Genomic DNA, 24073 nt, shown 5'->3' on the forward strand with positions numbered 1-24073 from the left:
GGCCGGTAATTCAGTGAAAAATAAGTACCTTTAAGGGAATCACATCATTATTATTTCGCTTTATGAACAACGATATTTTCAACATCAGGAAAAAACTTCATACACCGGACGGCGAATTCGGTTATTACAGCCTTGCCGAGTTGTCAAAACAGGGGTATGATATTGAAAAAATGCCGTTTTCTATCAGGATTCTCCTGGAAAACGCCCTTCGGAATTATGATGATTTTGCGGTGACCCGGGAAAATATAGAAACCATTCTCCACTGGAAACCCGAAGCTTCCGACAAGGATATCCCCTTTAAGCCCGCCCGGGTGCTCATGCAGGACTTTACCGGGGTCCCTGCCGTGGTGGACATTGCTTCCCTCAGGGCAGAGGTGGCGAGAAAGGGAAAGGACCCGGAAGGTATAAACCCCATGATCCCGGTAGACCTGGTGATCGATCACTCCGTACAGGTCGATTACTTCGGGACCGAATACGCCTACCAGGGCAATATGGAAAAGGAATATACCCGGAACAGGGAGAGGTACCAGTTCCTGAAGTGGGCACAGCAGTCCTTCCGTAACTTCAGTGTGGTACCCCCGGGAATGGGAATATGCCACCAGGTCAATCTCGAATATCTTTCCAAAGCGGTCATTGAACGCGACGGGGATATTTTTCCCGATACCCTGGTAGGTACCGACAGTCATACCCCCATGGTAAACGGTATCGGGGTCGTTGCCTGGGGAGTGGGAGGTATAGAAGCCGAAGCGGCCATCCTCGGGCAACCGATTTACTTTATCATGCCGGAAGTCATCGGGCTCAGGCTGAGCGGAAAACTGCCCCCGGGCTCTACCGCCACCGATATGGTGCTCACCATCGCCCAGTTGCTGCGGAATTACGGAGTGGTCGGGAAATTCGTAGAGGTCTTCGGGCCGGGGCTGGACAACCTCTCCGTACCGGACCGGGCCACCATCGGTAATATGTCGCCGGAGTTCGGATGTACGGTTACCTATTTCCCCATAGATCACAAGACCCTGGAATATATGCGGCAGACCAACCGGACGGAGAAACAGATAAAACTCGTAGAAGAATACTGCAAAGCCAACATGCTCTGGCGCGAGGGCTCCGAAAGTATCGAATATACACATGTCCTGGAACTCGACCTCTCTACGGTAGAGCCCACAGTGGCAGGGCCCAAGCGGCCGCAGGACAGGATATCCCTCAAAGATTTCAAACCGGCATTTATCAATATGCTTCACAAATCGTTCGGGCGCACCTACCTCGAACCCGAAGAACAACTGGTGCGATGGGCCGCGGAAGGCGGTGATGCGGAACCCGATGGTTATATCCCGCCCATGCCCCCGGAAACAACCATAGAAGAAAAAGAGGAAAAGGGAGGTATGAAAGTCGTCTCCGTTACCGTCGGGCAGGAACAGTTTATGCTCTCCGACGGGGCCGTGGTGGTCGCTGCCATTACTTCCTGTACCAATACGTCCAACCCCTACGTCATGGTTGGCGCCGGACTGGTAGCGCGAAAGGCCCGGGAATTCGGGCTGGATGTAAAACCCTGGGTAAAGACCTCGCTGGCACCGGGATCGAAGGTGGTTACCGACTACCTGGAAAAAGCCAGCCTCCTGGACGATCTCGAAGCCATGAAATTCCACGTCGTAGGATACGGATGTACTTCCTGTATCGGAAATTCCGGGCCACTTCCCGCCCATATCGCCAAAGCAGTGGAAGAACACGACCTGGTGGTAGCCTCGGTATTGTCGGGAAACAGGAACTTCGAAGCGCGTATACATCCGCAGATCAAGATGAACTTTCTCATGTCTCCCATGCTGGTGGTAGCCTATGCGATTGCGGGTCGTGTAGACATAGACCTCATCAACGATCCCATAAGCTACGACCCCAATATGCAGCCGGTTTACCTGAAAGATATATGGCCGGAAGACGACGAGATCCATCAGACCCTGCAGGCCATACTGTCGCCGCAGCAATTTGCCGATAACTACGGTAGTATTTTTGACGGTAATCAAATCTGGAGAGACCTGGATATCCCGGCCGAAAAGGTTTACGAATGGGACGATACCTCCACCTATATCAAGGAAGCTCCCTTCTTTAAAGACCTCCCTGATCAGCCGCTTCCCGCAGAAGATATCCGTAATGCCCATGCCCTCCTGGTGCTCGGGGACAGTATAACCACAGACCATATTTCCCCGGCAGGTGCCTTCAGTGAGTTGTCCGCAGCAGGTCAGTACCTGGTAAACCGCGGAGTGGCCAGGCCCGATTTTAATTCCTACGGGTCCCGGAGAGGAAACGACGAAGTCATGGTGAGAGGTACTTTTGCCAATGTGCGTATCAGGAACAAACTGGCCGAAAAAGAAGGCGGATATACCAGGTTCCTGCCTACCGGAGAGGAGATGACCGTTTATGATGCCGCTGCAAAATACAGGGAAAGCAATATTCCCCTGGTCGTACTTGCCGGCAAGGAATACGGAAGCGGTTCGTCAAGAGACTGGGCTGCCAAAGGGACATTCCTCCTGGGGATAAAGGCGGTCATTGCCGAGAGCTATGAGCGCATACACCGGAGCAATCTGGTGGGTATGGGAGTGCTCCCCCTCCAGTATTCCGGCACGGATGCAGAAAAGCTGGGACTGACCGGTGAGGAGACCTTCAGTATTTCCGGTATTGCCGATGACCTTGTTCCGCATAAGGTGGTCGAGGTTTCCGCCACGGGAAAGGACGGGAAACACATCACCTTCAAGGCAGTCGTACGCCTCGATTCCAGGATCGAGATCGAGTATTACCGGCACGGAGGTATCCTGCAGTATGTGTTGAGGCAGTTTTTGCATAAATCGTGATCAGAAAAAACAGGGACAGGGAGGTATCTGAAATAATATTTTCCAGATACTTCCCTGCCGTTTTAATACCTCAGTTATATAGGCGCACGTTTGCCTGGTCACTCATGCTTCAGTACTTCTTTTCTCCACTGCGCAAGCCGTTTTTGCAACCGGTGCGCTTTTTCAGGGGATTGATGTACAAGATTATTCTGCTCACCGGGATCATCCTTAAGGTTGTACAACTCATATTTCCCCGTATCAAAAAACTCGATGAGTTTCCAGTCACCATGCCGGATGCTACCCGAAGACCTTCCTCCGAGGAAATGGCGTTTCTTCAGGGGATAATGCCAGTAAAATGACCTTTTTTGCTTTCTCTTTTTTGCTTTCAACAGGGAAACCATCGATTTGCCATCCATATGTCCCGGTATTGTTCCACCGGCCCAATCGGCCATAGTCGGGTAAAAGTCGTAATTGGCAACGGGCTGTGCTATGCCGGTGAGGGCGTTACTATCCCGAAGATCAGCAATAATAAGAGGTACCTTTACACCACCCTCATACAACATGCTTTTTCCTCCTCTAAGCGGAGTATTATCCGTAACATTGGTTTCTCCCCCGTTATCACTGGTAAAAATGACGATCGTATTCCGGTCCAGTCCCAGCTCTTTTAAAGTATACATTATTTTCCCTACCCCGCGATCAATACTGAGCAACTGCGCGGCCAGATGAGGATTATTGTTGCCTCCCCGGAAATCTTCCGGCCATTTTTTATAAGGGTTATTTTCAGGGTTGTCTTTATGGGGCGCACTTTTGCTGGCTCCTTCCTTCTCCTGGAAATAGGCTACCAGTTCGGGTTTTCCGTGTACATAGGTATGAACCGCATAATGACTCAGCATCAGAAAAAACGGCCTGTCGCGGTTTCTTCTCATAAACTCCAGGGCCTCTTCATGCTGACGATCGACCAGAAACTCTTTCTCTCCGGAAAGTTTCCTGCTGATATCCCTGTTAAAATGATACGGGTAAAAATAAGACCCCGCTCCTATTCCCCTGTTTTCGCTTACCATGACCTCATCGAATCCGTGTATTCCGGGCAAGGTTTCTTCAGGGGCCCCCTCCAGCCGGTATCCCGACAGGTGCCATTTACCGACAATCCCTGTACGGTATCCTGCCTTCTTAAGCATTTCCGGCAAGGTAATGAGGGCGGTATCCAGGTGCTTTTCCGTATCCGGCCTGAGGTAATCATTGATACCCAGCCTGGCGGGATATTGACCACTCATCAGCGCTGCCCGTGAAGGAGAGCACACCGGAGCAGCCGTATAAGCCGAGGTAAAGCGGGTACCGGTTCCGGCCAGGCTGTCGATAGAAGGGGTCTCATTAAAATCGTTACCATAACAGCCGAGATCGGAATACCCGAGGTCGTCGGCCATAATAAAAATTATATTAGGCTGCTGCTGTGCCCTACCCCATACTATTCCGCACAGCATACACAGAACGTTCAAATAACATTTTATTTTCATAATAAATCCAGGTTTTAATTGCAGCAGGATCACTTATAAACCGCACCGCTTCTCAATACATCTTCCATAAATACCGGTCCCGGATGGTTCATCTTTACGGCACCCGTAGATGCTCCGGGTTTTTCTCCTCTTGCAAAATCATTATTTTTTCTGCCGTACTCGTCCTCCCGGTCATTGGTCGGAGACCGGGGCTCCGAATCCCCGGTCTGTAAGGTCCATATCCGGAGAACAGACCTTAAAAACACAGTAATTTCCTTATGCACTCCAGCTTTATTATAAAACTGGTAAGGATCTTCCCGTACATTATAGAGTTCTTCGTGAGGCCGCGGTACCAGGAACACATCCTGCTGCTCTTCCCGCAACAGGTGATCTGCATGGGCATCCCACAACTCTTTCCCGGAAGGAATCACCCTCGTAGACTCCCCGGCCAAGTTTCTTCGTTCCGGATATGCATTCCTGATATACATCCAGTCTCCCCACCTTACCATACGTTCGTGGGCCTGGAACACATGCCAGTTGTGTTCCGCAAATAAAAAATCGCGGACACTTTCTTTCCGTCCCTTGACTACAGGATCAAAACTCACCCCCTGAATTTCTTCCGGAACCGGTATTCCAGCCCATTCCAGAATAGTCGGGGCTATGTCCATCGTACTGGTCAGTGCCCCCGACGAGCCGGGTTTTACTCCCGGTCCGGTGACCATCAGCGGCACTTTGGAACCACTGTCGTACATTCGTGTCTTACACCTTGGAAAGGGCCTGCCATTATCACTGGTAAATATTACATAAGTATTGTTTTCCTCCCCCTGCTCTTTCAACGCCTTCATCAATTTACCGAGATAGTAATCCACTCTCGATACCTCGTGCAGGTATCCCTGCAGGTCTGAGCGGGTCAATGATCCGTCAAACAACATGGGAGGCACTTTAACCGATCCCGTATCCACCTTTTTTCCATCATTGTCATACTGCCAGTCCCGATGGGCGTCGTAGGATGCAAACCAGAAGAAAAAAGGTCGGTCTTTCGGGCGCTCTTCCAGAATTTTTACCCAATCCTGCTGCCCCCCGGGCCCCACCCCGTCGCAAATGGTATCAAAAGCCTGCGAAACATGGGGCCCCATATGGTTTTTACCCGACAATACCGTATAATAACCCTTTTCTTTCAATAGCCCGGGAAACATCACCTGGTTCCGGGGAAGCGGATTATGCAGTTCGGGAGCCCCAGTATTATGAGGATACCTGCCCGTAATCATGCTACACCTGCTCGGGCTACAGCTGCTTGAGGTTACATAGGCTTCCGTAAACACCATCCCCTTTTCGGCCATACGATCCAGTTCCGGGGTTATCCCATAAGGACCTCCGTAAGCTCCCAGGTCGTTCCGGCTAATATCATCAGTAAGCATAAATATGATATTGGGAGACTTTTTATGCTCCTGTGCCATCAGTGATGTACAAATGTCAAATAGCAACAAAATAACAAGAATATGCGTCTTTTTCATGTGATCGGAAGTTTTAGCTTAAAAAACCGTGTGCTTTCCTATTACAGGAAACTCTGCTATCCGCAAGGTAGTACATCCATAGGGAATAAGGGTGATCTCCTCAATGTTTTCATTGTACTGCATCCCCTGCATTATACTATAGGGAACCGGTCCTGCACTTTCATTGTACAGTTTCCACGAAGGGATCCGGCTGGCCCTCGCCTTTATCCTTACCGGGGCTTTACCGGTACTCCACGGATATGATGCGATTTCGCCGTCGACCTCAACATCAAACTCCTGTTGCTCAAGTTCTCTGAGACCGTAATTCCAGGGGCTATCGGAAGTAACTTCAAAATAAGAGGTGCCCCCATGTGCGATCTCTTCGTCCACCCTTTTCCACTTTTCTTCCATTTTCAGTCCGTACACCAACGGACCTCTTTCCACCGTTGCGGCATTTTCATACCAGCGGCTTACCGTCACATTCATTGGGATGACCAACTCTACCCGGTCTCCGGACTCCCAGGTCCTGTCCAGTACAATCATACTTCCTCTCTTTGCCCGGTCTTCCTCTTTTCCGTTGATTTTCACTGTTGCAGAATTACACCAGCCCGGTACGCGAAGATGTAACGGAAATGATACCGGTCCCTTTTCAGGTCTGATTATAAACGCTATAGTCTCTTTAAAGGGATAGTCGGTTACCTCTTCCACGGTAACAACATCACCGTTGCCCACCGTAGCAGTTACTTCACTCGGCGCATATAATAAAGCGGCCAGTCCATTATCCGGTGTGGCGTACCACAGGTTTTGAGTAAACTTGGGCCAGGCCTGGTGCATATTGGCCGTACAGCAGGGATAGCCGGTCAGCAGGCCATAACAAAGAGGCGTACCACCGTGATTTACATCAAAATTCCTGACATGTCTGGTAATCCTCACCTGGTTGACCTGCTGGTAATACTGTCTCGACATAAAATCATCGGTAATCTGTGTCGGCAATATATTGAAGGCTATTTTCTCTATATGATCTGCAAAAGACGACTTTCCCTGAATCTGTAACATGGTCTCCAGGGAAAACATCATTTCTGCAGCTGTACACAACTCCGACCCCTGCGTCGGATTATTTCCATGCAGTGTTTCATCTCCCCCGAAAAGCCCGTGGGGCATCCCGTTATAACGCTTCAGGTCTTCCAGCCCCTTGTCTACGGCATATAAGAGTTCCTTGTCTTTTGAAGCCTGGTAAAACACAGAAGGTGTTTTCAGTCCCTGGACCAGGTTCACACAATGCATGGTCCCCTTCTCCGAAGTCATACTGGTCTGTGTAAAAGCGTGCACAAAGTCGTAATTCTGTTCGTAGATGATTTTTCCCAGGTCCAGCAACCACTGTTCTCCGGTAATATTATAGAGCCAGTATACTGCCATGAGATTATCTCCGCCCCTGTATTTGGCCCAGAACGTCCAGTTGTCCAGGGGAGTTTCAGGAAGATGTTGCAGCTGATACCGGAAATATCCCCGCATCAATTCAATAACCCTTTCATCTCCGGTAGCGGAATAATGCTGCATGAGAACTTTTAACATCACCATCTTCGGCCACCAGTCCCTGGAATTATTTCTCTGCAGTCCTTCTTCAAAACCATAATCCTTTTCCGGTCCGAAATAACCATTGTCCTGGCGGCTGTTCAGGGCGGCCTCTACCCATTTGCCGGCTTTCTGTTTTAATGCTTCGTCATCCAGCTGATAGGCAAGAGGTAACAGCCCGTCTATCCAGTACGGACCTCTTTCCCACTGATCACCGTCTCCCCCGAGCCATCCGTTTCTGGGCCCCATAACTGCAGGGTACAATTCATCCAGTTTTCCGGTAGCCCCGTTTTTCTGGCGCACAAGCTGCTCGCGAAGCCAACCTTTTGCCCTGATACTCCCCAGGGGAAGTTCCAGATAGGGTTTCTCCGCAAGAGGAGCCTTATTTTGTATGGGATATCCCTCGTCACCTGCGGTATGCCCAACCGGACGAGCGGATATCGCTATCCACCAGTAACATACTAAACACAACAGAATTCCTGCCGAGACCTTCAATAAATTTTTCATGCTTTTACAATTTTTCAGATAAGATTTTGGTTACTATAGCCCGCACCAGTCCAGAAAATCCGAAACAGAGACCCGGGCCGCCCCTGTCTGCGATATACCATATGCAAAGTAGGGTTTGTTGCGATCGGGAATCACACAGTCGCACCCCCATCCTTCGTAATACATATAGAGGGTTCCTTCATGTTCAAAAACTTCTCCGTACCAGATTCCTCCCTGGTCCCACTCACCGGCATCGCCCCTCGTAAAAAAAGGTTGATCGTTCTGCACCTTGGTCCAGTTTATAAGGTCATCGGAATAGGCTACGTGAAAACGTTCGGGGAAATCAAAATGTTTACTGCTCCCCTGGTATACCATAAACCATTTATTATTCAGGCGGAATATCCTGGAACCGTTTACAGACTCACTGTCGAAATCCCCGGGACCACCTCCTACGGGAAGTACGAGGCTTACCTGGTCTTCACGGTAAACTTCAGGATCGTCAGTCCTCATCACATATAACTGCAATGGCCCTGCGAATTTGGTACCGTTCCAGTTCCCGTCTCCATAGAAAATATAATATTCTCCGTTGTGATATATGGCGTCACTACTCCCTATAGCCTGTTTAAGAACCTGGTCAAACTTGGTAAAACTCAGTCCGCCATCTGAGGAAGATGCCCCTGCCAGGGCCCCGGTATTGTACATGGTGGTTTTGGCATTAAAGAAAAATTTAAATGCTCCCGAGGGGCCTACTACCGGTGCACAATCCAGCATGCCTTTATCGTCATAGCTCCCTGCCGGACCATGAGATATCACGGGATTGGAGGTATATTCGTCCCAGGGGCCGTATGGTGAGAAATCATTGGCCTCCTGAGTAAAAAGACCTATCTGGTCGTGATATTCCGGGACATAACCACTCCCCCTGGCATACAGACGCCACTTTCCATCCGGACTTTCATCGGGAGACAAAATGGCGGCATTTGCGATGTGAACTCCATACCATGTACCCGCTACAGGACGCAATACAGGATTGTTTTCATATCGCTGCATCAGTGACGGAGTCCTGTCCAGCGGAGGCCCCTTAAGGTCATCGAAATACCACGCCGTTCCGGGGGCCTCTCCTCCTGCATCGAACAACAGGATGATTTTTCCGAAAGTGTCCGGGGCAATGTCCAGGTCCTTAAAATCAAACGAGAGTTCTGTCCACTCATCCGTTACGGTAAGTTCCTGTTGTACTTCCAGCTGTCCCTGCTGCCAGTCATCTGGATGTTCGATTTTAAGATATACATTTCCGGGATGGGAGCTTCGTACCTTTACCGTAAATACGGTGCTTTCGTCAAAATCGAAGGTCCCGTCCAGTTTTTCGGAGTATAATAATTCCCATTTATCAGCCGTACTGTAAATTCTTCCGCATCTGGAACTCGAATTGATACTATCGCTTCCCGGGTTGTCGGCAATAGCGTAATGCATATCCTGTTTATTCCCGTAAAAGCTGACCGCCACATCTTCATAATCGGCATAAACCTGTATTCCGGTTTCCGTTTCTGTTTCGTTCTCTGCTTCCGTTCCGGTTTCGGTTTCTATGTTTTCCTTGCCGTCTCCCGGCTTATTCTCCTCCTTACTACATGCCCCGGTACTGATCAGCAATACCGAAAGGAATAGATTTCCGGCTATTATTCTTTTGTATTTCATATCTTTTAATTATATCCTGGATTAGGTTTAAGGTTCGGATTGGCCAGCATTTCTTCTCTGGGAATAGGAAAAAGGGTTCGGAATGATTCGCTCGGGGAGTGAAAAGACCACGCTTTGGTAGTGAATTGTCCGAAACGGATGAGCTGCTGCCGGCGATGTCCTTCCTGGCAGAACTCCCAGGCATATTCATCGAGAAACCGGTCATCATCCAGCATTCCCGCTGTCAGGGGTTCCGGAGTTTCGAAAGCCCTGCTTCTGACCTCATTGATCAGAACGGTAGCACTCTCTGCATCGCCCTGCCTGTACAAACACTCCGCAAGCATAAAATAGATATCCGCATAACGGAAAAAGACAAAATCATTGTTCATGGCAGCCATGACCCCATCTTCAATCTCATATTTGAAAAGACGGTATCCCTGATGCTCCCCGGCATCTGTCAGGTCGTCTATTTCCCGGGTATAATCCAGAGGTTTCCCCGCATCTTCAGACCTCCATCCGGCACAATACAGTGGTGTGCCGTCTGAAGCATACTGCGGCCCCGAAAGCCACGAATCGGCTATTCTCAGGTCGTCGGGGTCATAGGAGCTTATAAAAGAAGGAGTAGCACTGATCCCGCCCCAAAACCCGGTCTGGGCATTAAAAGTCTCCCTCGACAGGCCATGTAGCGTCCACATATGTACATGAAAACGGTTGTTTCCTGCCGTATATACTTCATCAAAGGGAATGGCAAAGGTGATTTCCCCGGAATTTTCATTATCGGCCATAAAAGGAGCCTTATAATTTGCTTCGAGATGATATTTGTCGGCTCCCATGATTTCTTCGCACAATGTCTTGCACTCTTCCCACATGGGTTCTCCGCTCCATACTTCCGCATTCAGGTACATCCGGGCCAGGAGATGCCTGGCATTCCACCTGTTCCACCTACCGTAAGTATCGGCATTTACCTCGTTGCTGAGGAGATCCATATTTTCCCTGAGTTCGGTAACGATAAAATCGAAAACCTCGGCACGGGAAGACGTCTCCGGCAAAAAACCCTCGGGAAGATCAAACTCGGTCACTATGGGAACATTGCCGAAATAATCGATAAGCAGATAATACCAGAATGCCCTTGCTACCTTGAGTTCTGCAATGACCGCATCGAGATCGGGAACTTCAAATTCTGCATTTTCAAACTGATATATCAGGCGGTTGCACGTATTAACCCCGTTGTACATCTGCCTCCATGTCTGTCTTATGGTATTCTCATCATTGGTCCAGTCGTGAAGATAAAGGCGTGTGTGTATCCCTCCGTCAAACCAGGCGGAGCCGCGTACAGGGGTTACGGTCTCATCAACCGTATTCAATGCCAGCCAATACCAGCTTCCCTGGTGATTGGAAACAAGACTCCGGTAACCGGAATAAGCCGGTGCGAAAGCTGCTACGACATCTTCCTGTGTCTTGAAGAAATTATCAGTTGTCAGCTGGTCGTATACCGTTTCTTCCAGATCGGTACACGAAACAACAGTTCCAAGAACCATTATGACCCAGCCTGTTTTTAATATGTTTTTCATAGATTTAGATTTTTGGTCCAAAATTTTTAATATTCCCGGACAACCGCCGTGAACCTATGTCATGATAAAACAGTATTCATCATGAGTTGTACAACAAGTTGTTTACCGGTTTAAAAGCCGAGCTGCAATCCCAGGGTATAGGTTGATGTCGTCGGGTACATCAGGCTCGGCGACACCCCCGGGGCCAGTCCGTTAAAATTCACTTCCGGGTCTACGCCTGTGTATCCTGTAAAGGTGTGGAGGTTCAGGCCGGAGAGATATACCCTGAGCCTTTTGATAAACGTGCTGTCTTCCTTCAACCTGAAGGTATACCCGAGAGAAACATTATCCAGTTTTACGTAATCTCCGTCTTCAATGTAATAACTCACGTATTTCGGAACATCCTGCAAATAGTAATCCCCTCCGTAAGGCTTGTCCAGTATGGTTTTCGGGTGATTCCAGTAGGCATAGGAAAAGGTCTCGTGCTTCATCCTGAAATGATTGAGGATCTGGTACATGAAGGCTCCCCTGAGACCTACGGTAAAGTCGAACTGCCTGAAGGTCATGGTTGAGGTCAGCCCGGCAAACATCTTCGGCACGCCGTTTCCGATAACCTCCCTGTCTGCATCGGTCTCGGCACCATCCTCATTCGCTTTTTTTATGATCCAGTTCCCGTTCTCATCAACACCTTGCGACACCCAGCCGTAAAAATCGCCCAGGGGATGACCTTCGCGGACGAGATGGGTCGTTTTCTGTATGGGAGCACCTGTGGAGCCCGTTTCCAGAAAATCCCTCTCATAGGTTTCGTTGGAAAGTTTGGTAAGTTCATTTTCATTGTAGGAAACATTTCCGGAAAGCTGCCAATGAAAATGCTCCGTACTTACAGGAGAGACGTTCAGCACCAGCTCTATTCCCCGGTTCCTGATCTTTCCCACATTGGCATATATGGTAGAAACCAGGTTGGGAGGTACGGGAACATTGTAGGTATACAACAAATCGGAGGTGTTCCGCTGGTACAGATCCAGGCTTCCGCTTAGCCGGCTGTTCCACAGGGTAAAATCGATCCCTGCATTGAGTTCTCTTTTCGTTTCCCATTTCAGGTTGGGATTGGGATTGGAATACGGCCCTACTCCCTGAATCCATTCTCCTCCGCTGTACATAAAGCCTCCATAGGCAAAGCGATACAGGCTCAGGTAAGGATCGTTGGGCATGGTCCCGGTTACCCCGTAACCAAGCCTTATCTTCAGGTCGTCTATCACTTCAGAATCACGGAGAAACGATTCTTCACTGATACGCCATGCCCCTGAAAAAGATGGAAATAACCCCCATTTATTATCTGCCCCGAACTTGGAAGACCCTTCCTGTCTGAGGCTGGCCATAAACATAAAACGGTTTTTGTAGCTATAATTTACCCTGCCGAAAAAAGAGATCAGGGTACTTGAATTTTTATAACTCGACATTCCTGCCAGCCCTTCCTGCAATGCTTTTCCCACTCCTATATTATTGTAACTGAAAGCATCTGTAGGGAAATTGTAGTTCATCGCCGAGAAGCCTTCGGAAACCGAGGTATAGTAACCATACCCTCCCAGAAGGGCCAGGGAGTGATCTCCCCATTGGTCATTGTAATCTGCCGTGATCTCAAGAGTTTTATCGATATGCAGGTTTGTCCACTGCTCGGCGTTACCGTTTCTTCCGTTCTGGGTATTGGTATAATGTTTTTTATTGGCATATTTTCCGCGGTGGTTACTGTTTCGCTGAAATCCTCCCAAAATGCCCAACCGCAATCCGGTAAGGGGTTCTATCGTAATTTTACCATTCAACAGCATTTCCGACCACTTGTTTTCATCCGTTTCTTCGAGAAGTTGTTGTACGGGATTCAGAGAATGGGGGTATTCGGTATAATTCCCCTCTTCATCCATCACGCGGTCCGTGGGGTTCCATAAAAGAGAATAGCGGTAGACGTCTTCCCATATCGACCTCCCTTTCGACTGGGTATTATTGATATTAAAATTAAATTTCACCAGGCCATCTGCTGCCGAATGGTTAAGGCTCAACCGGCTGGTAAGCCTTTCCTGATCAGAATTTTTGATAACACCATCCCTGGAACGATAACTTACCGATGCCGTATATCCCGATTTACCGTTACCTCCGTTGACCAGCAGCGTATGCACCTGGTTTACCGGTTTCCTGGATATTTCGTCCCACCAGTCGGTACTGTACCCCTTGTCGTCCAGCGTATTCCCTATCTGCGGGTCATCCATAAGCCCACGGTACTCCGAAGCGGAAAAAACCGGAATTCTGCGGGATACTTCCTCATAGCTCATATAACCGTGATAATCTACCGTAAGCCTGTTCTCCTCTTTCCCTTTACCACTGCGTGTCGTAATGATAATAACCCCGTTCGTCCCTCTGGTTCCGTAGATGGCTGCTGCCGAACCATCCTTCAAGACATCAATAGACTCGATATCCTCAGGAGCTACCGTACTCAGATTTCCTCCGGGTATTCCGTCTATAATAATCAGTGGCTGGGAATTTCCCTCGAGGGTAGATGCTCCCCGAAGCATGATCTGCGCCCCTGCATTCGGGTCGCCCGACGGCGTTCCCACCGCCAGACCGGCAACCTTTCCCTGGAGTAACTGCAGGGGGCTCCGCACGGGGGCCTGGACGAAATCGTCCGATTTAAGGCTTGCAATAGAACTGGTAAGCTCTCCCTTACGCTGTGTCCCATACCCCACCACAACCACCTCATCCAGGGCTTTCACATCGGTCTCCAGGCTTATATCCACTTCCGTTTTCCCTTCCAGTGCTATCTCCCGGGAAATATATCCTATAAAGGAAAACTGTAAAATATAGTCTTCTCCGGTTTCCGGAAGTGAAAGTTCATAGACTCCGTCAAAATCAGTTACCGTACCTGCCGAAGTCCCTTTAATCCTTACCGTAGCACCGGGAAGCGGTTCACCATTCTCATCGGTCACTACCCCGGTGACCAATGGTCCCTGGTCATACAACAGGTCATAAGGCCCATCCGGAATGGTAAAGGAACGATGCTCCGCATGTCCCCTTGCTATAAAAAAAAGGAAACAGATCATTCCGAACCTGGCCAGATGACCAATGGGGAATTGCTGTTGACGTTCGTAATTTGTTTTCATGGGTTTTGATTGTTAATTGATTTCTGAATTGAATGATTATGATCATGATCTGCAGACAAAGAAAAAAAACAGTGGTGAGCATATAATGGATATTTCATCAAAAAAGATGGATTAATACATCCTTTCGGAACCTTTCACGTTTATACAACGGTTTCTCTCCGCATGTTCATGGACTTTTTATTCAAATGATAGATTATTCATCCAATACGGACAAACAGCTTCTGCACTACTGTTAAAAACCTGATAAATATTTATATTAGTCCCGATAAAAAAATTAAACTTTCAAATACATGCATTCCAGATGGCCGGTATTTATCATTCTGTTATTTTTCTTTTCACAGATATGGGGTCAGGAAATCCGTTTCAGGCACATTGCAGAAAAAGAAGGGCTTCGCTACACCTGGGTATGGGATATCATGAAAGACTCGGAAGGATTTATATGGTGCTCCACACAGGAAGGGGCATTTCGCTACGACGGTTTGTCTTTTGAACAGTTCAATGCCCGGACCACCCCGGCCTTACGGTCGGATCGGGTCAACACCATTTATGAAGATCACAATAATACCCTCTGGTTCGCAACAGGCTCCGGATTATCGCGTTATAACCGGCAGCAGAATACTTTTACTCATTTTAACAGGGCATCTTTTAAAAATCTCCCGTCAGACAATATACTTTATATCACTGAAGACCGGGAGCAAAGATTATGGATTGCCACCACCGGCGGATTATGCCTGCTGGATACGGAAGATAAAAAAATCATCTCTCCCGTCCCTCACACCTCTCCTGCTTTCCGCAAGGCCACAAAAGCAGTTACCGCTATGCTTAACGATAGCCAGGAACGTCTATGGATAGGGGGCACCGACGGACACCTGTGGCTTCTGAATCCCGACGGTTCGTTTAAAGGATTTCCCCTGACCGAAGATAAAGGCTATAAAAAAATCAATGTTATCAGGGAAGATGCTCACGGATACCTCTGGATAGGTTTCAGCAATCACGGTCTTATTCAGTTTAACCCCGTTTCCGGGAAGACTGCCAGCCATTTTACTGCAGAGAACGGCCTGCCTCACAATGAAGTCCGGGATATCCTCGAAGATCATACGGGAAATATCTGGATAGGTTCTGAAAAAGGCATTGCACTATACCATCCGGAAAGCCATACCTTTTCATATATCCAGGCGGATACCCAACATCCTTACGGGCTTTCAGACAATGCTGTGTACTGCATGCTGAAAGAAGGGAACGGAGATATCTGGATCGGGACCTTTTTCGGAGGACTCAATGTAAGACACAACAGGTATGAACAATTTCGTTGTTTTCCTTCCGGAAGTACAGGCAACAGCCTTCCCGGTATGGCCATCAGCGATATTTACGGAAAAGACCAATATATCTATATAGGTACCGAAGACAATGGCCTCAGTATCTACGATACCATTCAGAAAAAATTCAGGAATTTCACTCCCTCCAACAGCACCCTGAGCTATTCGAATGTACATGCCGTTCATGTAGATACCGGCCAGAATCTATGGGTAGGCACCTATACCGGGGGACTGAACCTGAAGAAAAGGAACAGTACGGAGTTTCAAACAGTATCTTTGGGCACAGACTATACACCGGGTTTCGACAACAGTGTATACTGCATATTCGAGGATTCCGGTAAAAACCTGTGGTTCGGTACCCGGAGAAAGGGGCTCTTCAGGTACGATAAACACCTGGACAAAATACTTCCCGTATTTCAGGAAGAACTGGGGCACATGTTTATCTGGGATATCCTGGAAGACAGTTCGGGAAATTTATGGCTGGCCACCTATGGATCAGGATTGTATATGATCGACAGGAACGAGAACATACACAATATCCGTATTCCCGTAAACAATACCATAACCTTATACCAGGACAGCCGTAATAACATCTGGTTGGGCACCGAAAAAGAAGGCCTCCTCATACTGGACGAAAAAGGAAATATACTCAGGCATTACACCCGTAAAGACGGTATCCCTGACAATACCGTTTATGCCATTATAGAAGACCGGTTCCATCATATCTGGATCACGACTAATTACGGGATCTCGCGAATAGCCCGACAGGAAGAGGGCATCGAGACCTATACGATCTCCGATGGACTGCCGACAAATCGTTTCAACTACAATTCTGCTCTGAAATACGGAAAGCATATTTACCTGGGAAGTACCAGGGGGCTGGTGGCAGCAGATCCCGCTTTCGAATATCACAGTGAGAGAGCACCGGATATCTATTTGCGGAGTTTCTCCCTGTTCAACGAGACCATCCGCACCAAACCCGGCAAAAAATCTATTTTACCCGAACAGATCCATTATACCGATACCCTGAAGCTCGGCTACAAACAGCATTCCTTCAGTATCGATTATACTGCCCTGACCTTCTGGAACAGTGACAAAATAGAATATGCCTACCGGCTCGACGGTCAGGATCAGGACTGGAATTTTGCAGGGAACAAACACAAGGCCAGCTATACCAACCTCTCCCCCGGACAATACTGCTTCAGGATCAGGACCGTGGATGAACACCTTGAGCTGGCAGACAATGAAAAAAAATTATACATTGTCATTTCTTCCCCGTGGTACAAAACCTGGTGGGCTTATCTTCTGTTTACCGTATTAATGCTCTCCCTGACCGCCACCATCCTGTATTCCGTACTCCTGAGAATAAAAGCCGAGCATGCCCTGGATCTGGAGCGCATGGAAAAACGAAAAATGGAAGAGATCAACCTCCTGAAAATGAATTTTTTTACCAATGTTTCCCATGAGTTCAAAAATCCCCTTTCTCTTATCAGCGGCCCGATAAACCAGCTTATCACCTTAAAGAATATTGCCCCCGACAGGAAAAACTGGTACTACCAGTTGATCAAGAGAAATGCCGACCGATTGCTCTTATTGCTCAACGAGTTACTCGAATTCAAAAATTACCCGAAGGAACCGGTTGCGTCAACATCGGAGTATATAAAACCACACCCGGTAATAGAAGAAATGGTACACGCATTCGGGTGGCTGGCCGAAGAGAAAAAGATCAGTTTTCACTATGAGACCGCTTGCCTGGAGATCAGCATCCCGATAGATCTCACCAGGTTCGAGAAAATCCTTTCCAATCTCTTGTCCAATGCCTTCAAATTTACTCCTTCGCACGGTTATATTACCATAGAAAGTGAAGTGGAAAAAGAAAACTTCATATTCGTCGTGAAAAATTCGGGTAAGGGGATTAAAAAAGAAAATCTCTCCAGAGTATTCAACCGGTATTTTAAGGAAGATAATCCGAATGACATACAGGGGTCCGGAATAGGGCTGGCGTATGTAAAAAGCCTTGTGGAATTGCACCAGGGAAAAATAACAGTGCAGAGCCTTTCCGGAGTGGAAACCTGTTTTACCGTTATACTTCCCTTAAGGGAAGATGCAGAAACCCATCCCGGTGGTACAAGACAGCCATCGGACACTACTTCCCATCCGGGAGGCTATACGCAAAATGATCTGAAAAAATATTATAACAAAGAGAAACCACGACTTCTTATTGTAGATGACAGCAGGGAAATAAGAGATTTTCTGGAAGATTCGTTAAGCGATGACTTTAATATAACAATCGCCCAAAATGGTAACGAAGCCTTTCAGAAAGCCCAGACCGTTCATCCGGAAATCGTTATAAGCGATGTTATGATGCCTAAAATGGACGGGTACGAATTGTGCAAAAAACTGAAAAATAATTTTATGACCAGTCATGTCAGGATTATTCTCCTTACCGCCCTTACAGAGGGAAAACAGGAAATTTCAGGATATAAATCCGGAGCAGATGCCTATATCTCCAAACCCTTCAACATAGAACAACTCACATCTGTAATCACAAACCTTCTGATACACAATCAGATGCTTAAATTAAATTTTCAAAAAAGTATAGAAGACCCTCAATCCGAACTGACCCATTCCAACCCTGATGAGCAACTGTTATCCCTTGCGGTCGGGACTGTGCGGAAGCATATGGATGACCCTGATTTTAACCTGGAAAAGTTTGCTTCCGAGGTCGGACTCAGCAAGACCACACTCTACCGGAAGCTAAAGGCCATTACCGGGCAGTCTACCAATGAGTTTATTCTTGGTATCAGGCTCAAACAGGCGGCCAGACTCATTAAAAACACCTCAAAAAGAATATCCGAAATCTCATATGAAGTGGGCTTTTCAGACCCTTATTATTTTAGCAGGGCCTTTAAAAAGCATTTCGGAATATCTCCGAAAGGATACAGAAGACAGCCTCTTTAAGCTTTACTTAGTTTATTAGTTGCTAATAATCAGTCTATTATTATTTCGAGCTTAAGATTATTTCATCGTTCCCTGACCCTCGACTGCGACTATATAATTCCGAATTTTTATTAGAAAAAGAGGAGAGCAGACCACGCTCTCCTTATAGAAAACTCAAGTCCAGTTCAATATCCCGAATCCAAAACAAACAAACCGGTTTTGGAGCAGCAGATTTAAAACCCTTCTATTTTAAACTCTATATAATAATAGAAATTCAGGTTGTGGGTCTCATTTTTATACACCACCCCGAAATAGTAATCCCCGTTTCCCCATGCCTTGCCTCCTGTAACAGGGGCCGGAGGGTCATTGGCATCTTCTTCCGCACCTATCGGAAATTCCGGTCCTCTGCGAAAATACCTGCCGTTTTCGATATCATAATGAAAATTGGTAAAGGTGAATACCTCTTCATTTCCTTCATGAGTATACGTATCGTAAACAATGGCTTTTGAAAAATCAATATCGTCTACCGCTTCCGGCTTATGGTTGTATTTTTTATTGATCAGTACGATATACATGATCCCGTCTCCCTGGACATTGCGAATATTTACCTGAGACATCAGGGTATCGTTTTTCGCAAAAGAATCACTCCCGTAATCCTCCTGGTTGTAGTAATCGTAAAAAGGCGTGTCGCCGATATCGCCGTTTTTATATACATTGAAGATCCGTATCTGCGGATCTACCGGCAGGTTCTCGGGTAACAATAAGGTTATGGCAGCCACTTCTTCCAGTACCGTACCATTAGTATCATTTACTATAATAATAAAATCATACACCCCTTCAGCCGCATCTTCCGGAATGGTAAGGTGCTTGTGAACATTGGCGTTTTTCACTCCCTGGTATTCGTCCCAGACAATCTCGTGAGACCATTCATGGGAATAAGTATCATCACTGCGTTGTACTATCCTGATCCGGACGTCCTCAATACGGTCTCCGGCCACAACGTCCATTTCAAAATGAAAATCCCTTCCTATAACCCCGATACCGTTATTACCGGAACCGACATCGACCCCCTCTATAGTCGGTAAGGGAGCCGAAATGTCATCTCCGTCATCATCGTTACTACATGACACTACAAATACCGGCAATAGAACAGCAAGAAATAAGAACCTGATTATTAACTTTTTCATATATATTCTTTTATAGCATTATTAAAACATAAGGGACAAACTACTCCACAACCTTGATATCGATCGCCGTTCTGCTCTGCCATCCGGTAGCGTCGATCACGGAATACTGGCAGTGATAATCGCCGGTGTCCACATCTTCGGGTACGGTAAGTTCCAGTTGTATCTCATAAGAAGTTCCCCCTTCTTCAATGGTATAATTCTCCATGAGCGTCCACGGGTCTGAAGCTTCCTTTACGGGGCCCAGTTCACAGGTTTCTTCCTGGTCGTCGTGGGTGTGATGATCAAAGTTGTGATGAATATCCAGGCTGTATGCCGCCAGTGCCATATTATCGGTGACCCGGGCCCGGAACGTATAGGTCTCTCCCCGTTTCAATACCTCGCACGCCTTCGGAAAGCCCTCGTCGTACGCGATGCTTATGGTGGGCTTTTCCTCATCCTTATCTATACTGTCATCATCCGAACACCCGAGAAGCCCGAGCATCAAAAGGACCGGTAAATATCTTTTTTTTAATTTCATGGTATACGTATTTAAGGACTCCCTTGCCGTTTATGGCTTGGGAGTCCGTTTATAATCCTTATACTAACTGGCAGTAACATGAAGGTGTGCTTCGTAGGAAGTCACATTTCCCTCTTCATCCTCTACACTGAATAACATGTGATATTCTCCGGCAGGGGCCGTTGCGGGAACGTCGATATGCTCGTGGAATTCCGCTTCGGTCTCTCCGTGGTATCCTTCGCTGAAGGCCTCGTCGAAATGCCATTCTGCCTCTCCTTCCCCTATCTCAATGCCGTGACCGTGAATATCTACCGTGATCTCGTGGATGCCGTGAACGGCGACGATGCTGAATTCGGCGTGGAAATCACTTCCCCGGGCCACTTCTTCATCGATGTGAAAATCACTCAGGGTTACAGGGGCCAGCACCTGGAGATGTCCTTCCGTTTCCGTACTGTTACCGGCTTCGTCGGTTACAGTAAGTGTAATGTGGTATTCCCCCGAAGGAGCCGTTGCGGGGACGTCGATATGCTCGTGAAGGACAGGGTTGAGTACGAGATACTTCTCGTCCGTATAACTCTGGTGAAAATGCCACTCTTCTTCGCCTTCACCCACTTCAACGTCATGGCCGTGAATATCGATATCGATGCTCGCTACGGGCACTGCTGCCGATATTTCGGCTTCCAGGTGTACATCAGAGCCCTTATAGGCCACACGGTCTGCGGAATGTGAACTTCCCTCCCCGTATTCAAAACCGGAGATCTCCGGGGCGGCCCCTCCCGACGGGCCGTCGTCGTCATTACTACAGGACACCGAAAACAGTCCTGCAAAAACTACAATCGCTAAAAATTTCAAATTTGACTTCATAAGATGAGTATTTATAAATTAATAATTGGAATTCTTTATGGTATGGGAATGGTCAGTGACAGGGACAGGTTTCTCCCGGCCTCGGGTACCGCAATAAGCCTGTAAAAACTGGTGTGATTGTAATACCGGGTATCCAGCACATTGCTCACCTTCAGCCTCAGACCTACCGGCGGATAGTCCCTGAAAAGATCCATATCTGTCTGCCAGGACAGGTTTAACACCTCATATCCCCTGGTTGATTCTTCCGGGGGAACGATCTCGTCCTGTGTCGCCGCGACCTTGTAATCTGCGGTAAATACCGGTTGCCGGAAAAAGAGAAAATCCCCGCTCCCGTACCGTACGGAAAGCAAGCCGGACAAGGGAGGGGAAAACGGCAGGGTAAATCCCTTTTTCGGGCCGCTTCTCTGCCTGGAATGCACATACTCGCCGGAAAGATCGATATGGAGCCTGCCGAACAAGGTGGTTCCGGCACTTACTTCTCCGCCTATCCTGAACACCTCACTCTGGGTGTATTCATACACCTGAAGGGTCTCGTAATACGAAGAGGTCGGATTCAGGTAAATATAATTATCGAACCAGTTGACAAAAGGGCTTATACCGAAATGAAAGCCCTCGCCTTCATGACTGACATCCACATCCAGCTGATAGGAGCTTTCGGGATCGAGATCTGCCCGCCCTTTTTCAAAACGGTACATATGGTAGTTTACCCCGTCGGAAGCCAGTTCATTGGCCAGAGGGATCCTGAAACTCTTACCGAGATTTATTTTATACGTCGTTTTGCCCGACAGATAGCTTATCCCTGCCGAAGCGCTGATATTGTCGAAATGCAGGGTCTCCGCCACAGCCCGTTGTAAATATTCGGAAGAGCTTGTCCCATCCGGGTGATTTACTTCCGTTGGGAACCAGTCGTAATAGGATCGGGTTTTCATCATGCCGTAATCGTAGCGCAGGCCGGCCTGCAGGTGCAGTCCCGGGCGAACCTCAAACTGGTCGTACGCGAATATCCCGGCCGTAAACCTGGTATAGGCAGGAATGAGAAACCCCCACCCCCCTATGGAATTCTCCTGTAGTTCCAGGTTTATACCTCCTGCCAGTGTATGCGTCCCCAATACATACGTATCACCCGCGTTCAGGGTATAGGTCTGTTTGCGGAACTCCCGTTCCCGGCTGTCATCCGGTTTGGGCATATGCCCGTGCGGAACCGGTTCCGAGTGCTCTTCCCGCCAGTTGTTCTGGAACCCCAGGTCGATATCAAGGGTATGATCGTCGATGGTAATTGTGGTATTATTGGTGATCTTAAAGTGATTTACCTGGTGAAAAGGAAGGTCGGTATCCCGGGCAGACCGGTCGTAATCGATCTCCGAACTCCGGACCTCCAGCCCGTGTGCATTCGCAAAAAAACCGTTTTTGGCATACACATTACTGAAAAAGGTCTCCGAAGTAATGTTATCCGAAGTATAGCCCACGGAGAAGCTGGCATTGGCCTCCTCCCCGGCGGTATTTCTGAGGTGCCTCTTGTGGAGTTCAAAGATATACCCTTCAAAGTTGATCCGGTCGGCAGGCACCTTATAGTCGGCATAATCCCTGAAGGTAAGCCTCCCGCGATAGTACCATTTCTCTTTCCTTCCGGTCACCCCTGCCGAGATCCCCAGCAGGTTATTATTGGTCTCCCCCAGAAGATTTACGCTTCCGGAAAACGAATGAGGACCGGGCATAGCCGGGGCAGGGATATCTACCACACCGGCCAGGGCATCGGAGCCATACAGCAGCGAAGCCGGCCCTTTTACCACACGAACGCGTTCCACGTCGTACTGATCGATCTCCAGTCCGTGATCACTACCCCATTGCTGTGCCTCGTGTTTTATTCCGTTCTGCACCACACTTACCCGGTTAAATCCCAGTCCGCGGATCACCGGTTTGGACTGCCCCGAACCAATGTTTATGGTAGTAACCCCCGGAATGCGCGACAAGGTCTGCATCAGGCTGTTCTCCCGGTTCGCTTCCATAAATTCCCGGGATACCTCTATGATACCCACCGGGTTTTCGCGCGCCCTCCGCTCGTGGCTCTTCCCATATACTTCCACTCCGCGAAGTTCCGTACCAGACGATTTAAGCACTATGGTCACCCTCGTGATATCGCTGTCCACATGGAGCACTACCCGTTCGGAAGCATATCCCAGGTAGGACACTTCGAATTCCCGGTTTCCCCCGGGTACACGGGTCAGGGTAAATTCGCCATCCGAAGCAGAAACGGCATAAAACTCTTTTCCTACAATACTTGCCCCGGCAAGGGGCGCTCTTGTATCAGCATCTATCACCAGTCCCTTTACGGTAAAGGTCTCCTGACCCACAGCCGGTAAAAATGACAATAAGCAAAAAAGGTACAGGACAAGCCCCGCACACGACATTCTTGTCATGATCTCTGAATACTATAATAGTTGAAAAACGGGTTTCTCTGTACGGAAACCACATACGTTTCGTATCCTGTGTTCCGGAATCGTACCGAAACGAAGCGATAAAGCGCTCCCGTAACGGGGATAACAAGTATACTTCTTACCGGTTTACGGTATAAAACACAGGGAAATAATCCCGGAAGCTGTCTGAAATTTATTCAGGGATAAAATTCAGACAGTTTCTCAGGCAACAGCCATTATAAATGAAGGGGGAGGCCTGGAAAAAAGCTGGTCGGGACAGATGCTTGCAGTGTAAATGAAATCATAGGTCTCAAAGTGCCCGGCCGGGATCATCTCTTCCCTTGCCGGGATAACTTCCATATCCGGTCCGGATAATATCACAGGGGTATAATTGGGAGTCACCGCATAATCGCAAATCACACAGTCTTTTGCGGAATCATCGCCGTGAAGATGCGACAAGGCATGCAGCCCGGCCACTTTCATGGAAAGAAAAAGCGCCAGGAGCAGATACACCGTACTATGTTTTAAAAAAGTATTCCGCATGGGCCACAAACATACAAAAAAGAACATCTTAAATGCAACTACGTATCATAAAATTATTAATATAAAGCGGGTGCAAAAAAACA

13 protein-coding genes are annotated in these 24073 nt (G+C 48.0%); 2 read left to right on the forward strand and 11 right to left on the reverse strand.

Annotated elements, in window-relative coordinates; genetic code table 11:
- The first annotated feature begins 62 nt into the window (after nucleotides 1–62).
- Complete coding sequence (gene acnA, locus DN748_RS14650; protein WP_112372577.1) at nucleotides 63–2840, forward strand: aconitate hydratase; 2778 nt, start codon at nucleotides 63–65, stop codon at nucleotides 2838–2840.
- 98 nt (nucleotides 2841–2938) lie between these two features.
- On the opposite strand, the gene DN748_RS14655 is transcribed toward acnA, so the two are convergent.
- The 6 genes from DN748_RS14655 to DN748_RS14680 form a co-directional block, all read right to left on the reverse strand.
- Nucleotides 2939–4333 (reverse strand): sulfatase, encoded by a 1395-nt coding sequence (locus DN748_RS14655; RefSeq protein WP_112372578.1) that lies wholly within the window; start codon nucleotides 4331–4333, stop codon nucleotides 2939–2941.
- 29 nt (nucleotides 4334–4362) lie between these two features.
- Nucleotides 4363–5826 (reverse strand): sulfatase family protein, encoded by a 1464-nt coding sequence (locus DN748_RS14660; protein ID WP_112372579.1) that lies wholly within the window; start codon nucleotides 5824–5826, stop codon nucleotides 4363–4365.
- A gap of 18 nt (nucleotides 5827–5844) precedes the next feature.
- Nucleotides 5845–7884 (reverse strand): beta-L-arabinofuranosidase domain-containing protein, encoded by a 2040-nt coding sequence (locus DN748_RS14665; RefSeq protein ID WP_112372580.1) that lies wholly within the window; start codon nucleotides 7882–7884, stop codon nucleotides 5845–5847.
- Nucleotides 7885–7917: 33 nt separating this feature from the next.
- On the reverse strand, nucleotides 7918–9552 hold the full coding sequence (locus DN748_RS14670; RefSeq protein ID WP_112372581.1) for a glycoside hydrolase family protein: 1635 nt from the start codon (nucleotides 9550–9552) through the stop codon (nucleotides 7918–7920).
- A 5-nt stretch (nucleotides 9553–9557) separates the two neighbouring features.
- A complete protein-coding gene (locus DN748_RS14675; RefSeq protein WP_112372582.1) occupies nucleotides 9558–11102 on the reverse strand; it encodes a RagB/SusD family nutrient uptake outer membrane protein in 1545 nt (514 codons plus the stop codon).
- Nucleotides 11103–11212: 110 nt separating this feature from the next.
- Entirely contained in the window at nucleotides 11213–14230 is a 3018-nt protein-coding gene (locus DN748_RS14680; protein WP_201741492.1) for a SusC/RagA family TonB-linked outer membrane protein, read from the reverse strand.
- A gap of 290 nt (nucleotides 14231–14520) precedes the next feature.
- Here DN748_RS14680 and DN748_RS14685 point away from each other — a divergent pair, with 290 nt between their 5' ends.
- Nucleotides 14521–18507 carry a hybrid sensor histidine kinase/response regulator transcription factor gene (locus tag DN748_RS14685; protein WP_112372583.1) on the forward strand — a complete coding sequence of 1329 codons (3987 nt, stop codon included), beginning with the start codon at nucleotides 14521–14523 and terminating at the stop codon, nucleotides 18505–18507.
- Between the two features lie 212 nt (nucleotides 18508–18719).
- Here DN748_RS14685 and DN748_RS14690 read toward each other — a convergent pair whose 3' ends face one another.
- The 5 genes from DN748_RS14690 to DN748_RS14710 all read right to left on the reverse strand — a co-directional run bounded on the left by DN748_RS14690 (nucleotide 18720) and on the right by DN748_RS14710 (nucleotide 23960).
- Nucleotides 18720–19673: a DUF4625 domain-containing protein gene (locus DN748_RS14690; RefSeq protein ID WP_112372584.1), complete on the reverse strand. Its 954-nt coding sequence runs from the start codon at nucleotides 19671–19673 to the stop codon at nucleotides 18720–18722.
- Nucleotides 19674–19713: 40 nt separating this feature from the next.
- Entirely contained in the window at nucleotides 19714–20190 is a 477-nt protein-coding gene (locus tag DN748_RS14695; protein WP_112372585.1) for a DUF4625 domain-containing protein, read from the reverse strand.
- Nucleotides 20191–20253: 63 nt separating this feature from the next.
- Nucleotides 20254–21033, reverse strand: a complete 780-nt coding sequence (locus tag DN748_RS14700) for a DUF4625 domain-containing protein (protein ID WP_112372586.1) — start codon at nucleotides 21031–21033, stop codon at nucleotides 20254–20256.
- Nucleotides 21034–21068: 35 nt separating this feature from the next.
- Nucleotides 21069–23384, reverse strand: coding sequence for a TonB-dependent receptor (locus tag DN748_RS14705; protein WP_236636880.1), 2316 nt, complete (start codon nucleotides 23382–23384; stop codon nucleotides 21069–21071).
- Between the two features lie 285 nt (nucleotides 23385–23669).
- Nucleotides 23670–23960, reverse strand: a complete 291-nt coding sequence (locus DN748_RS14710; RefSeq protein ID WP_146746624.1) for a hypothetical protein — start codon at nucleotides 23958–23960, stop codon at nucleotides 23670–23672.
- Nucleotides 23961–24073: the final 113 nt, after the last annotated feature.

The organism is Sinomicrobium soli (assembly GCF_003285545.1).
Classification (GTDB): Bacteria; Bacteroidota; Bacteroidia; order Flavobacteriales; family Flavobacteriaceae; genus Sinomicrobium.

Bases quoted from the DNA above. Each gene is read 5' to 3' on its own strand.
- DN748_RS14690 (WP_112372584.1), bottom strand. From the start codon at position 19,673: ATGAAAAAGTTAATAATCAGGTTCTTATTTCTTGCTGTTCTATTGCCG.
- DN748_RS14695 (WP_112372585.1), bottom strand. From the start codon at position 20,190: ATGAAATTAAAAAAAAGATATTTACCGGTCCTTTTGATGCTCGGGCTT.
- acnA (WP_112372577.1), top strand. From the start codon at position 63: ATGAACAACGATATTTTCAACATCAGGAAAAAACTTCATACACCGGAC.
- DN748_RS14660 (WP_112372579.1), bottom strand. From the start codon at position 5,826: ATGAAAAAGACGCATATTCTTGTTATTTTGTTGCTATTTGACATTTGT.
- DN748_RS14700 (WP_112372586.1), bottom strand. From the start codon at position 21,033: ATGAAGTCAAATTTGAAATTTTTAGCGATTGTAGTTTTTGCAGGACTG.
- DN748_RS14685 (WP_112372583.1), top strand. From the start codon at position 14,521: ATGCATTCCAGATGGCCGGTATTTATCATTCTGTTATTTTTCTTTTCA.
- DN748_RS14675 (WP_112372582.1), bottom strand. From the start codon at position 11,102: ATGAAAAACATATTAAAAACAGGCTGGGTCATAATGGTTCTTGGAACT.
- DN748_RS14670 (WP_112372581.1), bottom strand. From the start codon at position 9,552: ATGAAATACAAAAGAATAATAGCCGGAAATCTATTCCTTTCGGTATTG.
- DN748_RS14665 (WP_112372580.1), bottom strand. From the start codon at position 7,884: ATGAAAAATTTATTGAAGGTCTCGGCAGGAATTCTGTTGTGTTTAGTA.
- DN748_RS14680 (WP_201741492.1), bottom strand. From the start codon at position 14,230: ATGAAAACAAATTACGAACGTCAACAGCAATTCCCCATTGGTCATCTG.
- DN748_RS14655 (WP_112372578.1), bottom strand. From the start codon at position 4,333: ATGAAAATAAAATGTTATTTGAACGTTCTGTGTATGCTGTGCGGAATA.